The organism is Bacillus sp. SIMBA_008 (assembly GCF_046535495.1).
GTDB classification, from domain to species: Bacteria; Bacillota; Bacilli; order Bacillales; family Bacillaceae; genus Bacillus; species Bacillus subtilis.
This window is the reverse complement of record NZ_JAWRWL010000001.1, coordinates 13,283-26,466: the sequence shown is the minus strand read 5'-3', so window position 1 is coordinate 26,466 and position 13,184 is coordinate 13,283. Positions and strand designations below refer to the sequence as shown.

11 protein-coding genes are annotated in these 13,184 nt (G+C 46.1%); 4 read left to right on the top strand and 7 right to left on the bottom strand.

The window, feature by feature from the left end; genetic code table 11:
- Positions 1-203 precede the first annotated feature (203 nt).
- The 6 genes from menC to SB658_RS00115 form a co-directional block, all read right to left on the bottom strand.
- Positions 204-1,319 (bottom strand): o-succinylbenzoate synthase, encoded by a 1,116-nt coding sequence (gene menC, locus SB658_RS00140; RefSeq protein WP_049140989.1) that lies wholly within the window; start codon positions 1,317-1,319, stop codon positions 204-206.
- Positions 1,316-2,776, bottom strand: coding sequence for an o-succinylbenzoate--CoA ligase (locus SB658_RS00135; protein WP_113712810.1), 1,461 nt, complete (start codon positions 2,774-2,776; stop codon positions 1,316-1,318). Before SB658_RS00135 ends, menC begins: the two co-directional genes overlap by 4 nt.
- A 90-nt stretch (positions 2,777-2,866) precedes the next feature.
- Positions 2,867-3,682, bottom strand: a complete 816-nt coding sequence (gene menB, locus SB658_RS00130) for a 1,4-dihydroxy-2-naphthoyl-CoA synthase (protein ID WP_003229054.1) — start codon at positions 3,680-3,682, stop codon at positions 2,867-2,869.
- Between the two features lie 34 nt (positions 3,683-3,716).
- Positions 3,717-4,541 carry a 2-succinyl-6-hydroxy-2,4-cyclohexadiene-1-carboxylate synthase gene (gene menH, locus SB658_RS00125; RefSeq protein WP_015714575.1) on the bottom strand — a complete coding sequence of 275 codons (825 nt, stop codon included), beginning with the start codon at positions 4,539-4,541 and terminating at the stop codon, positions 3,717-3,719.
- Positions 4,529-6,271, bottom strand: a complete 1,743-nt coding sequence (gene menD / locus SB658_RS00120) for a 2-succinyl-5-enolpyruvyl-6-hydroxy-3-cyclohexene-1-carboxylic-acid synthase (RefSeq protein ID WP_072175882.1) — start codon at positions 6,269-6,271, stop codon at positions 4,529-4,531. Before menD ends, menH begins: the two co-directional genes overlap by 13 nt.
- On the bottom strand, positions 6,268-7,683 hold the full coding sequence (locus SB658_RS00115) for an isochorismate synthase (protein WP_015714577.1): 1,416 nt from the start codon (positions 7,681-7,683) through the stop codon (positions 6,268-6,270). The genes menD and SB658_RS00115 overlap by 4 nt, the downstream gene beginning before the upstream one ends.
- 289 nt (positions 7,684-7,972) lie before the next feature.
- Between SB658_RS00115 and SB658_RS00110 the strand changes: the two genes are divergently transcribed.
- Positions 7,973-8,692, top strand: coding sequence for a yteA family sporulation protein (locus SB658_RS00110; RefSeq protein ID WP_003229046.1), 720 nt, complete (start codon positions 7,973-7,975; stop codon positions 8,690-8,692).
- Between the two features lie 8 nt (positions 8,693-8,700).
- Here the strand turns inward: SB658_RS00110 and SB658_RS00105 are convergent, their stop codons facing one another.
- On the bottom strand, positions 8,701-9,519 hold the full coding sequence (locus tag SB658_RS00105) for a UTP--glucose-1-phosphate uridylyltransferase (protein WP_046663909.1): 819 nt from the start codon (positions 9,517-9,519) through the stop codon (positions 8,701-8,703).
- A gap of 171 nt (positions 9,520-9,690) precedes the next feature.
- On the opposite strand from SB658_RS00105, the gene SB658_RS00100 reads away from it, so the two are divergent.
- The 3 genes from SB658_RS00100 to SB658_RS00090 are packed head-to-tail and all read left to right on the top strand — an operon-like array spanning position 9,691 to position 13,150.
- Positions 9,691-10,977: a UDP-glucose dehydrogenase family protein gene (locus SB658_RS00100; RefSeq protein WP_015714579.1), complete on the top strand. Its 1,287-nt coding sequence runs from the start codon at positions 9,691-9,693 to the stop codon at positions 10,975-10,977.
- A complete protein-coding gene (locus SB658_RS00095) occupies positions 10,974-11,924 on the top strand; it encodes an NAD-dependent epimerase/dehydratase family protein (protein ID WP_015714580.1) in 951 nt (316 codons plus the stop codon). The genes SB658_RS00100 and SB658_RS00095 overlap by 4 nt, the downstream gene beginning before the upstream one ends.
- Positions 11,925-11,926: 2 nt before the next feature.
- A complete protein-coding gene (locus SB658_RS00090; protein WP_015714581.1) occupies positions 11,927-13,150 on the top strand; it encodes a glycosyltransferase family 4 protein in 1,224 nt (407 codons plus the stop codon).
- Positions 13,151-13,184: the final 34 nt, after the last annotated feature.

The following is a 13,184-nucleotide window of genomic DNA, read 5'->3' as shown; positions in this document are numbered from 1 at the left end:
TAGCCAAAAGCATGTTTTATTTACACAGGACAAAAAGTTTCCTTTGTGCAAAATTATCGCGTTTGACCATTTTTGTCAAGCTGATTTACATAAAAAAACCGGCTGGGTCAGCAGCCGGTCCAAACGAGAAGGGATGTATTCAACGAACACTTTTACTGTAACAGCACAGTGTCATTTATTCAAAATAGCAAAATTCTTTTTTCTTACCCATGCTGTGTGAAAACATCCATTTTGGTCACATATTTTCGCATAATGTCTTGATTCACCTCAACCCCTAAACCAGGCTGTTTTGACACAGAAATAAATCCATTATCAATACGAATATCAGGGGTTACAATATCTTCATCCCAATATCGTGAGGATGAAGATATATCGCCAGGTATTGTGAATTGAGGCAGTGAAGCAAGCGCCACGTTCTGCGCTCTTGATATGCCTGTTTCCAGCATTCCGCCGCACCAAACCTGCATATGATGCTCTTTGCATAAATCATGAATTTTTAAGGCTTCTGTTAAGCCGCCGACACGAGAAGGTTTTATATTAATAATTTTGCAGCTTCCTAGCTCAATCGCCCGTCTCGCATCATCAACTGAACAAATGCTCTCATCAAGGCAAATGGCCGTTTTCAAATGTTTCTGCAGGTGGCGGTGATCAACGATGTCGTCGGATTGAAGGGGCTGCTCAATCATCATTAAATGGTACTCATCAAGCTCCTTTAAACGGCTGATATCCTTCAATTCGTACGAGGAATTGGCATCGGCCATAAGCGGGATGGTTGGGAATCGGCTGCGGATGGCCTTGACCAATTCCACATCCTGCCCAGGCTGAATTTTAATTTTTATTCTTTGATAGCCTTCTTTTTGATAGCTCTCAATTTCCTTCAGCATATCGTCAAGAGGCGCCAGGCCGACTACCACCCCGGCAGGGACTTTATCCCTTGTTCCGCCCAATGCCTCAGCAAGGGATAAGCCCTTCTTTTTGGCATAGATATCCCATATAGCCGATTCAAGTCCCGCTTTTGCCATCCGGTTTCCTTTATAACGCGCCAGGCTGTCCGGCACTTCTGAAGGGTGATTGAATTCACGGCCGACGACATTTGGGATAAAAAAATCTTTTAGCATATGCAAACATGTTCCAATGGTTTCCTCGGTGTACCAAGGCGAAGAGAAAGCGGAAACTTCTCCCCAGCCTGTGACACCTGTTGTATCAATGGCTTCCACGATCAGAAATTTACGCTCTTGAAGCGTTTCGATACTGTTTTTAAACGGTTTCTTTAAGTTCATGCTCAAATGGTAAAGCGTGATTTTTTCTATTTCGATCATAGCAGTTCTCCTTTACGCGCATCCTTCAGCTGATTTCGCAAGAGCTTATTAGACGCATTGCGCGGCAGGCGGTCAAGCACATAGAATTTTGCCGGAATTTTATACTTCGCCAAGCGTTCTTTGCAGTAGTCAGTCAATTCTTCTGCGCTCACAGGCGTGTGAAGGACAAGATAGGCGTGAGGCACTTTCCCCCATTTTTTGTCCTCAGCCCCTGAAACCCCGGCTTCGGCCACAGCGGGGTGTGAAAGCAGCACTGACTCCACTTCGGCCGGATAAATGTTTTCTCCGCCAGAAATGATCAGATCTGAACGTCTGTCTAATACATATAAAAAGCCTTCATTGTCCAAATAACCAAGATCACCTGTTTTCAGCCAGCCATTTTGAAAAGAGGCTTCGTTTGCGCTCTCCCGGTTAAAATAGCTTTTCATGACATTCGGGCCTTTGACCATAATTTCACCGTGTTCAAACGGTTCACATACCTGTCCGTCCCGCTCTATTTTGATTTCACACGAAAACAGCGGTTTCCCCGCAGATCCGAGCTTTTCCATACTGAATTCCGGCGACAGGGTAACAATTTGCGAGCATGTTTCTGTCATTCCATATGACTGAAAGACAGGGAATCCTTTCTCACGGCATTCCTCAAGCAATGGCAGCGGTGCAGGACCGCCGCCGAGAAGAATGCATCTGATGGATTCAGGGCAGCGGTTTGTTTCTTCCAAAAGACTGGCCAGCATAGTCTGCACCGCAGATATCATTGTCACTTCATGCCTGTTGATAGAATCCAGCACATCGCTTACGGAAAAACGCTGGTGAAGCACGACAGTCATTCCATAGATCACAGATTTAAATAATGCGGACAAGCCGCTGATGTGAAAGAGCGGCAATGCGATAAGCCAGCGGTCTTGTTCTGTTATACCCAAATTAAGAGCGGACGACACCGCACTGAAATAATGGTTTCCGAACGTTTGCTGAACTCCCTTGGGCTTTCCTGTCGTACCCGACGTATACATCAGCGTTGCCGTTGCATCCATTTGCATATAAGCCTGGATCTCAATTTCCTCTGCTGCTTCTTTCATCAGTTCATCCACATCAATCGTTTGAACGATGTGTTCATATTCTTTCTTCTCAAAGCTTGAATCTGTCAATAAAAAGCCGGATCCCGAATCCTCCAGCTGAAACAGCCTTTCATGTGTTGACAGCTTCGTATTCAAAAGCACCGCCTTAACACCAAGCAAAAAACAAGCGTGAACAGCGTATACCATTTCTGCACGGTTTTGGAGCAAAATAGCTGCAGTATCCCCTTTCCGAACCGAATGAGCGGCAAGCTGTTCCGCCATTCGTTTAGACGCGGCAAACAATTCTGCAAATGTCACGGTTTGGTCTCTATAAATGAGAGCGATTCTCTCAGGTGTCAGCTGTGCCCGCTGCATGAGCCAGTTGGGCTGTTCTGTCAGCATGTCATCATCTCCGAGGTAAAATGTCTGTATTGAAAAGAAAACAGCTTGGACCGCAAAGTCTCAAGCTGTTGGTTTACTAGGTATTGCTGATCACGGAAAACGAGGGAACTGTCCGAAATCAGGTTTGCGTTTTTCCTTAAAGGAATCACGGCCTTCTTTTGCTTCATCTGTTGTGTAGTAAAGAAGGGTAGCATCCCCTGCAAACTGCTGAATTCCAGCAAGTCCGTCTGTGTCCGCGTTAAACGCAGCTTTAAGAAAGCGCAGTGCGGTCGGGCTTTTTTCAAGCATTTCTTCACACCATTTAATCGTTTCTTCTTCAAGCTGTTCCAAAGGAACGACTGTGTTGACAAGACCCATGTCCAGTGCTTCCTGTGCGTTGTACTGACGGCATAGGTACCAGATTTCACGTGCTTTTTTATGTCCTACAATTCGAGCCAGGTAGCCAGAACCGTAACCTGCATCGAAGCTTCCCACTTTAGGGCCTGTTTGTCCGAAAATTGCGTTGTCCGCAGCAATTGTCAAGTCACATACGATGTGAAGCACATGGCCTCCGCCGATCGCATATCCGGACACCATCGCAACAACCGGTTTCGGGATGACGCGGATTAAACGCTGAAGATCCAATACGTTAAGACGCGGGATCTGGTCGTCTCCTACATATCCACCGTGGCCGCGCACTTTTTGGTCTCCGCCAGAACAAAATGCCTTGTCCCCTGCACCGGCAAGCACGATAACCCCAACGTTTTGGTCGTCTCTTGCGTCAGCAAACGCATCAATCATTTCAGCAACCGTTTTAGGGGTAAACGCATTATGTACCTCAGGTCGGTTGATTGTTATTTTTGCAATGCCATTATACGTTTCATACAATATCTCATCGTATGTCCGTTTTGTTTTCCATTCAGCCATATGATGACCTCCTTTTATTCTCTATGTGAATGAGTCAGATGCTTGTCAAAAACTCACTCACTATTTTACCAAACAATCGCGGCTGTTCCACATGGACCGTATGTCCTGCTTTTGGAACAATCTCTATTCTACTAGAAGGAAGCATCTTATGCACCTCTTGATTGATGGCGCAAAATTTTTCGTCCCACTCCCCGCAGATAAGAAGCACAGGAACATCTATTTCCTCTACACGGCTCCACAAGGAAGGCTGTGAACCGGTGCCCATGCCGGTTAAACTGTTCGCAAGCCCAATCTTATTGTTCCGCAGACGGCCCGATCGTATCCTGTGCCGAATATCTTCAGCCAGCCTCTGCTGAGATGAAAACAAAGGGATATTCTCCCAATACGCAACAAACGCTTTGAGCCCGTCTCGTAAAATAAAATCAGCAAGCTTCCGGTCCCGCATGATTCGTTCCCGCCGTTCCCCAAGTGTTTTGAGCCCCGGCGTCGTGCTTTCAAGCACAAGTGCCGATACCCGCTCGGGATATGTCATCGCGAAAGAGTAAGCAAGCCTTCCTCCCATAGAATACCCAATCAATTTCACTTTGTGAAGTTTTAATTGATCAAAAATCTCGGCAAGGTCAGAAACTTGCCGGCTTGTGCTGTATCTTTTCCCATTCAGCGGGGCATCGGTTTCCCCATGCCCTAAACAATCAATTTTGATCAAACGGGAATCAGGCAGCATTTCATCAAGAAAAGTCCATGATTGTTTGCTGCCGGTAAACCCGTGCAGACAGACGACGGCTTCGGAAGCATTCGGTCCCTCGTCTGCCACTGCATATCGGACACCATCTGATACCGTTATGTTTACAGTTCCCATTGTTTTTTCACTTCCCGCACAGCCTCATTCAGCATATCGCGATGAAGCCGGACTCTTGATTGGCGATCCGTTTTGATTTCAATCAAATGGAGTCCGGGCTTGTCTGCCTGCGGCGCGTAAGCTGTTTTGAATTCATCCCAAGAAGCCGGGCATGAATACGTTCCGCCGTAAAGTGCAGCCGCATGCTTGAAATCGAGCCCTGTCGGTGTGCCGAACAAATCTTCAAAGTGTGTCTTCTCAGAAGCCTGCGGCAAAAAGGAGAAAATCCCTCCTCCGTCATTATTGACAAGAATCACAGTAAGAGGAATACCCAGCTTTTTGGCCGCCAGCAGGCCGTTTAAATCGTGATAAAAAGATAAATCTCCAATCACAAGGGTAACAGGCGCTTTTGTTCCTTCACATACCCCCATGGCAGAGGAGACGACACCGTCTATCCCGTTTGCTCCCCGGTTTGAATAAATCCGGAAAGGGCGGTCCTGCTTTTCAAAAAACGTATCAACATCCCTGATCGGCATGCTGTTTCCCACAAACAGCGAGCTGTTTTCAGGCACAAGATGCTGAAGGATTCGATAGAGATTGCCTTCAAACGAAACATCTTCACTGCTGATTGTTTGCAGATGCTCGCGGAACCGCCTATTGACAAACTGCCACTTTTCCAGCCACTCTGAGGATCTGGCAGCAGCAGTAAGGCCTGCCATGATCTCCTCAGCAAAAACAGACGCATTACAATGAATCATATGCGCGCTTGCCTGTGTCGGGTCTCTCCACCCTCCATCCTCGTCAATCACGATTTGCTGAATCGCCGGATCATCCTTAAGCCATAAGAAAACCGGTTTTGAAACAGGCATCGGTCCAAACCGAATGACAACATCAGGACGGAGTTTCCGCTTCAGCTCATCATCTTTTAAAAACGAATCATACGCATCAATAACAGTGCTTTTATCATGAACACCATTCCGCAGATTAGACAGCGGATCCGCTAAAATTGGATACTGAAGCGCTTTTGAAAGCGCAATAATGTTTTCCTTATCCGCATCACTATGGAGCTCTCCGCAGACGATCATTCCTTTTTCAGCCTCTGCGAGCATCTCAGCCACATCAGACAGGGACTCGCGGTCAACAGACTGCGTACCCGTTTTCACAGACACATGACGCCCTGTTCTCATTCTTCCAAACGGCTCATCTGAAAGATCCGGCATCAGCGGTTCGCGCAGCGGCACATTCACATGGACAGGCCCCATTGGGCGCTTTTGTGCTTCTCCGGCAGCGCGGCTTGCCAGCGTTCGGATGTATCTCAACATTTGCGGAGACTCTTCAGGAAGAGCAGAGTCTGTGAAAAACTTAACAAAGTTACCGAATAAGAAGTGCTGATTAATAGCCTGCGGTGCGCCTACTTCGCGCAGCTCATGAGGCCGATCAGCAGTTAACACAATAATAGGCACCCTTGAATAATGGGCTTCAACCACAGCCGGATAAAAGTTGGCCGCGGCTGTTCCAGATGTACAGATCAATAGTACGGGACGCTGCTTCGCTTTTGCCAAACCTAAGGCAAAAAATCCGGCAGATCTTTCATCAATTTGGACATGGACGCTGATATCGGGATGCGCAGCACAAAGAACAGCCAGCGGTGTAGATCTTGAGCCCGGACAAACGACGGCGTCCGTAATTCCGGAAAGGGCGAATTCATCAATAAAACTTCCGATGTAATGAGTAATCGGGTTGACTGTCAACGCCTCTCACCTCCTAATGCAGAGATCATCGGCTTTAATTTAATCTGTGTTTCTTCATATTCCGAGATTGGTTCCGAGTCTTCCACAATACCGCACCCGGCAAACAGCCTTGCTGTGCTTCCTTCGATGAGCCCTGAACGAATGGCTACCGCGAATTCCCCGTTATCCTGGCTGTCAATCCAGCCGATAGGGGCCGCATACCAGCCGCGAGACATCGGTTCAATCTCTCTGATCACGTCAACAGCTTTTTCCTGAGGTGATCCCCCAAGCGCCGGAGTGGGGTGCAGCTTCTCAATTAAGTCAAAAATCGAAGCAGACTCGCGCAGCTGTCCGACAATCGGCGTAAACAGGTGCTGAACGCTTTTTGTTTTGTACAAAACAGGTCCATCAGGCTTTTCAACCTCTGAACAGCTTGATACAAAAGCATTATGAATCATACCTACCACAATATCATGCTCAAGCAGGTTTTTCTCATCGTTTAATAATTCAAGGCCTATCCGGCAGTCGTCTTCTTCATTCACGCCTCGTTTAATGGAGCCTGCCAGACAGGAAGACATGACAGTGCCGCCGTCTCTTTTGATCAGTCTTTCCGGAGACGCGCCGACAAAAGTTTTGCCTTCTTGTTCAATTGCAAAAACATAGCTTGTCTGCTGATCGTCCAGAAGGGTTTTAAGCACCGGTTCTATTTGGATTGGACCGTCAAACGTGAGCAGCAGCTCTCGGGCAAGAACAACCTTATCATATTGTTTCCCTTTAATTTGGCTTGTGGCTGTTTCGATTGCTTTCAGCCAATCATCCTTATCCAGCTCTTCGGCTGCTGCAATCACAGCCTGATCTTCTTGCTTGAAATCGGGAACCATAAATTCCGCCGCAAAAGCTTTTAAGCCTTCTAAAACAGCTTCTGCGTCTTCTCCTCCGCTTACCCATCTGTTAACTGTTAAGAACGGGCCTTCAGCAGTCATCGTCAGCATAAGCGCAGGCACAAAGAAATCCCCTTCCGAGAAATGGTCCCATTGTGAACCTCTTTCTTCGCAAGGGTCAAAAGAAAATCCTCCGAATAACACAGGTCCCACTGCAGAATGCTGCAGCTTTTCTTCTTCATAAATATGAAAAGCCGTCTTTTTAAAGCGCTCCCATTGTTCAAAAACCTCACGATACCGCTCGCTGTTTTTTTGATTTGTCTGGAAAACCGCTTCTTTGCCAAGACCGACTATTGTCAATTCACTTTCAGGATCTGACCAAAAAAATCGATTGCCTGTATATTTTTTTGCTCCGTAATTGAAAAATGATAGAGGGTCAAGAGACTCGATTTGTCTCGAATAGCTTATTAAGACAGCATGGTTGACTTCTTTGGCTTTATGTAATGCATGTAGAACTTCCTTTCGGAACGTACGCTGCACCGTTGTCACCATGAGACATTCCTCCATAATCCTTAAAATGCTTTTAATACCATACACCTGTGTCTCCTTTGTGTCAAACACAGATCATGCAGTCCAAATGGCCTGCCTTACCTATTATAAACCTAATTTCAGAAATGAAAAAGAAACAAAGCTTAAATTTCTTTCTCCACTGATAGCAAAGGTTGTATCCGCTTACCATAAAAGGAAAACCTCCTATATTCCTCCACCCGCCATTTATGAAAGTTCTCAGGCGATCTGTTCATACTAAAGGTATGCATCACAGAGAAACGAGGCGATCACATTGCTTACGAAAGAACAGCTTCAGCATTTAAAAAATGAACTGGAACAAACGAAAAAAGATATCTTAAACCGTTTCAAAGACAATGACCATTTTCAGCTTAACTCAGCCTTTCCTTATGATTCGTGGGGTGAGCTTTCGGCATACGACAACCATCCCGGCGATCAGGCGACAGAACTTTACGAGCGTGAGAAAGACATCGCTCTAGACTTGCATGAGCGAGAGCACCTTCGGGACATTGAGCATTCATTGAAGGCGATAGAAAATGGTACGTATGGCATTTGTGAAGTCAGCGGAAAGGAAATCCCTTTCGAACGACTTGAAGCGCTTCCGACTGCCACAACCCTCGCGGAGTATTCTTCACAGGACGTGGTTTCCAAAGACCGTCCGATTGAAGAAGAAACACCATTCGGGCAATTTGAATTTGATGATGATGAAGAAATCAGAGCGCCATATGACAGTGAGGATTCCTATCAGGATGTCGAAAAATATGGTAACTCACAAACGCCGCAGGATATGGAAAACCCTCCGCTCAGCTATGATGATATGACGATGAATGCCGAAGAGAATATCGGCAATACGGAGTCTTACGAAAATTTCATCGCTACAGATATCACTGGAAAAGAAATTACCGTTTATCAAAGCAGAGCCCATGAGCGCTATGAAGAAGAACTTGACGAAGAGGGAATCATGACCACATTCGGCGATCTCCACGCTGATTGAACCCCCGATTATTGGGGGTTCTTTTCCGTTTTCAGCATATCGTAAATCAGCTTCAGATAATCCTTTTGCAGGCCGATGTCATACCGCTCGCCCTCTAGCAATTTCCCGTATACGGTACATGCCCCGAGCGAAGCTTTTATCGCATCCGTTACCTGCACTTCTCCTCCGCTATCAGCTTCTAATGCCTCCAGCTCATTAAAAATATCCGGTGTGAAAATATAACGCCCTGCTGCGGCAAAATGAGACGGAGGGTTTTGTTTAGGCTTTTCCACAATATCCTGTATGCGATAAAGCCCTTTTTCAACAGGCTCCCCTTTTATCACCCCGTAATGATGTAAATCCTCCGTTTTTGTTTCTTTTAAGCCGATCACACTGGACTGATATTTCGTATACGCTTCAATCAGCTGCCCCAAAGCCGGCTGATTGGCGGAAAAAATCAGATCATCAGGCAAAACGACGGCAAAAGGCTCTTTGCCTGCAAATTGCTTTCCGAAAGAAATGGCGTCGCCAAGACCCTTTGCATAAGGCTGGCGCACATAGTGAATCCGTATATCCGGAATGGGATGCTCACTAAGCAAATGCAGTTTATTCTTAGAGGCCAAAAAAGCCTCAAGTGCCAAAGAGGAATCAAAATAGTCGACAATCAGATTTTTATAGCTCGATACAACCATCAAAATGTCCTCAATGCCTGACTCCTTTAATTCTTCAACAAGATAATGAATCACAGGCTTAGATCCTACCGGAAACATTTCTTTCGGAATCACCTTCGTCACCGGCAGATTTCTCGTGCCGAATCCGCCTGCAGGAATGATCGCTTTTTTTATCATGTTATTTTCCCCTCAGCTCATGTTTATTACATGATATTCCAAGAGCGCATCCCGATGTTTGTACATCTGAAATTAGGCGGAAGCAACTGGGCAGAAAGCGGAATCACGAACCAGCCCTTTTTTAATAGGATATTGATATATGACCAGTAATCTTGTAAAGGAGCTCAGGTGATGAAAATTTGTGTGGTTGGCGCCGGGTATGTCGGTTTAACCCTATCAGCGGCACTGGCATCCATCGGACATGACATGATATGCACAGACAAAGACGTCAAAAAAATCGGGCAGCTGAAAAAAGGAGTCATTCCCTTTTACGAGCCTGGGCTTTCAGATGCAATACTTCGTTGCGGCAATCTCTCGTTTTCTTCTGAAGTGAAATCGAGCATGGAGGAATGTCCCGTTATTTTTATCGCAGTCGGAACCCCGCCGCGTTCGGACGGATCAGCTGATACGAAAGCCCTGCAGTCCGTCATCGGTGATTTAAGAGAGGCAATCCGATCGTATAAAACCATCATTACGAAAAGCACTGTTCCGCCCGGGACAAATGAAAACATAGCAAAACAGCTGATTGCCTCCGGAGTGTCTAAAAACCTCTTTAATATCGTATCCAATCCTGAGTTTCTGCGGGAAGGCAATGCCTTATATGACATGCTGCATCCTGACAAAACAGTCATCGGTGTTCAGGAAGAAGATCACGTATCGGCAGCCATCGTCAAATCCATTTACAAACACATTGATACCCCTTTTATCGTTACAAGCTTAGCGGGAGCGGAGCTGATCAAATATGCCAACAATTTCTTTTTAGCAGCCAAAATTTCGTTCATTAACGAAATGGCCCGCATATGTGAAGCCTATCAATCAGATATCTCAGATATTTCCCGCGCTATCGGTCTAGACCCAAGGATCGGGGAGCACTTTTTGCAGGCAGGCATCGGATACGGAGGCTCTTGTTTTCCAAAGGATCTGCAGGCGCTGCAATTTGCTGCCCAGAAAAAAAACACGGAGACCTTCCTGCTCCGGGCCGTGCAGCACATTAATGACACCCAGCTCGGCCTGTATATCAAAAAAATACAGTCATTCTTCGAAACACTTCAAGGCAAGAAAGCGGCTGTACTCGGCATTTCCTTCAAACCGAATACCGATGACATCAGGAATTCTCAGGCTGTCAGACTGATGGAAAGGCTGACGGAGCTGGGATGTGATGTTCATGCATATGATCCTGAAGCTGTACTTCCAGAACATTTGCGGCAGCATGTAACTCAGCATTCTCAAGCTTTTGATGCGATCGAAGAAAGCGACTTTTTATTTTTGGCGACAGAATGGCCCGAGTTTTTAGCGTTTGATTGGAAAAAGGCTGCAGGCATCATGAAAGGGCGTCTTGTGATTGACGGACGCAACGTATTAAAAAAAGAACTGATCGAGGCTTGCGGCCTGATCTGTACGGGAGTTGGCCGTCCATGAAAATACTAGTCACAGGAGCAGCGGGCTTTATCGGCTCCCACCTCTGCGAAGAATTACTAAAAGATAAGAAACATAACGTTATCGGAATCGATGACTTTATCGGTCCTACTCCATTTTCCTTGAAATTAAAAAACCTTAAAAACCTGCTGCCGGAAAAGCGATTTACGTTCATAAAGGAAAATCTGCTGACAGCGGATCTTGCTCCCTTACTGGAAGGAGTGGACGTCATCTTTCATTTGGCGGCCATACCGGGTGTCCGCTCAAGCTGGGGCAGTCATTTTCACCCATATGCCGCACATAATATCCAAGCGCTCCAAAGGCTCCTCGAGGCGTGCCGGGAACATTCTATTCAAACGTTCGTCTTTGCATCCACCTCTTCCGTCTATGGTGAAAAACAAGGAAAAGTCAGCGAAAACACGTCGCTTTCTCCTTTATCTCCGTACGGGGTAACAAAGCTTACGGGAGAAAAGCTTTGCCATGTGTATCAACAAAGCTTTGGCATTCCAATTGTGATTCTCCGTTTTTTTACCGTATACGGGCCAAGACAGCGGCCGGATATGGCTTTTCACCGGCTCATTAAGCAGCACCTTCAGCAAAAGCCGCTTACCATCTTCGGTGATGGGCAGCAGTCAAGAGATTTCACTTATATCGGCGACTGTGTCAAAGGCATCACCGCTGTTCTTGGGAAACCCCACCTTATTGGTGAAACAGTAAATATCGGCGGTGCTGAGCGTGCCTCAGTCTTAAAGGTTGTCTCCCTCATTGAGGATATTTCCAGTAGAAAAGCAACACTGCACTTTTCGGACAAAATAGCAGGGGAACCGAGCAACACGTGGGCGGATATTTCAAAAGCAAAGCAGCTCTTGCATTATGATCCCGCCACATCCTTAAAGGATGGCTTGACCAACGAAATCGCCTATTTATCGTCGCTGTATCAGGGGGAATAAAAATGAAGCTTGCCTTTATCTGTACAGAAAAGCTGCCGGCGCCCGCAGTACGCGGCGGCGCTATTCAAATGATGATTGACGGTGTCACGCCCTATTTCAGCAGCAGGTACGACCTGACCATTTTTTCAATTGAAGATCCATCGCTTCCAAAAAGAGAAACAAAAGACGGCGTACATTATATCCATCTGCCAAAAGAACATTACCGCGAGGCGGTAGCCGAAGAGCTGCGAGCCTCTTCCTTTGACCTCATTCATGTGTTCAACAGGCCTTTAAATGTCTCTTTATATAAAAAAGCCTCACCAAACAGCAAGATCGTTCTGAGCCTGCATAACGAAATGTTTTCTGAAAAAAAGATGACCTTCGCGCAAGGAAAAGAAGTACTCGACAATGTCTCCATGATCACAACTGTGAGCGAATTTATTAAACAAACCGTCATTGAACGTTTCCCTGAAGCAGAGGACATCACAAAAGTTGTGTATTCCGGCGTTGATTTAAACTCTTATCCGCCCGTCTGGACGATGAAAGGCTCGGCTGTCAGAAAAACATACCGGAAAAAATACGGTATTGAAGATAAAAAAGTTATTTTATTCGCCGGCCGCTTAAGCCCGACAAAAGGACCTCACCTTCTCATTCACAGCATGAGACGGATTTTGCAGCAGCACCCTGATGCTGTACTGGTCATAGCAGGCGGGAAGTGGTTCAGCGATGACAGCGAAAACCAATATGTAACCTATCTGCGTACGCTGGCGCTGCCATACAGAGACCACATAATTTTTACAAAATTCATTCCCGCTGACGACATCCCAAACCTTTTTCTGATGGCAGATGTATTTGTGTGCAGCTCTCAGTGGAACGAACCCCTCGCCCGTGTGAATTATGAAGCAATGGCGGCCGGCACGCCCTTAATTACCACAAACCGGGGCGGAAACGGAGAAGTCGTAAAAGACGAAGTCACCGGCCTTGTCATCGACAGATACAACAAACCTTCTTCATTTGCAAAAGCAATTGACAGAGCCTTTACAGATCAAGAATTAATGAGCAAAATGACAAAAAACGCCCGACAGCATGTAGAAGCTTTATTTACCTTTACCCATGCGGCCAAAAGGCTCAATACTGTTTACCAATCCGTTCTCACTCCGAAAAACAAACAATTTCCGCCGCCTTTTCTGACGCAAAATTTTGATTTATCATCTATCAATCAGCTTTTTGTGAAAGCAAAAACATAAAACCTACAGCTCGTGTTGCAAAACGGGCTGTTTT

What these genes read in the sequence shown, in the direction of transcription:
- menC (WP_049140989.1), bottom strand. Translation starts at nt 1,319, where the DNA reads ATGATCGAAATAGAAAAAATCACGCTTTACCATTTGAGCATGAACTTA.
- SB658_RS00135 (WP_113712810.1), bottom strand. Translation starts at nt 2,776, where the DNA reads ATGCTGACAGAACAGCCCAACTGGCTCATGCAGCGGGCACAGCTGACA.
- menB (WP_003229054.1), bottom strand. Translation starts at nt 3,682, where the DNA reads ATGGCTGAATGGAAAACAAAACGGACATACGATGAGATATTGTATGAA.
- menH (WP_015714575.1), bottom strand. Translation starts at nt 4,541, where the DNA reads ATGGGAACTGTAAACATAACGGTATCAGATGGTGTCCGATATGCAGTG.
- SB658_RS00115 (WP_015714577.1), bottom strand. Translation starts at nt 7,683, where the DNA reads ATGGTGACAACGGTGCAGCGTACGTTCCGAAAGGAAGTTCTACATGCA.
- SB658_RS00105 (WP_046663909.1), bottom strand. Translation starts at nt 9,519, where the DNA reads ATGATAAAAAAAGCGATCATTCCTGCAGGCGGATTCGGCACGAGAAAT.
- SB658_RS00100 (WP_015714579.1), top strand. Translation starts at nt 9,691, where the DNA reads ATGAAAATTTGTGTGGTTGGCGCCGGGTATGTCGGTTTAACCCTATCA.
- SB658_RS00095 (WP_015714580.1), top strand. Translation starts at nt 10,974, where the DNA reads ATGAAAATACTAGTCACAGGAGCAGCGGGCTTTATCGGCTCCCACCTC.
- SB658_RS00090 (WP_015714581.1), top strand. Translation starts at nt 11,927, where the DNA reads ATGAAGCTTGCCTTTATCTGTACAGAAAAGCTGCCGGCGCCCGCAGTA.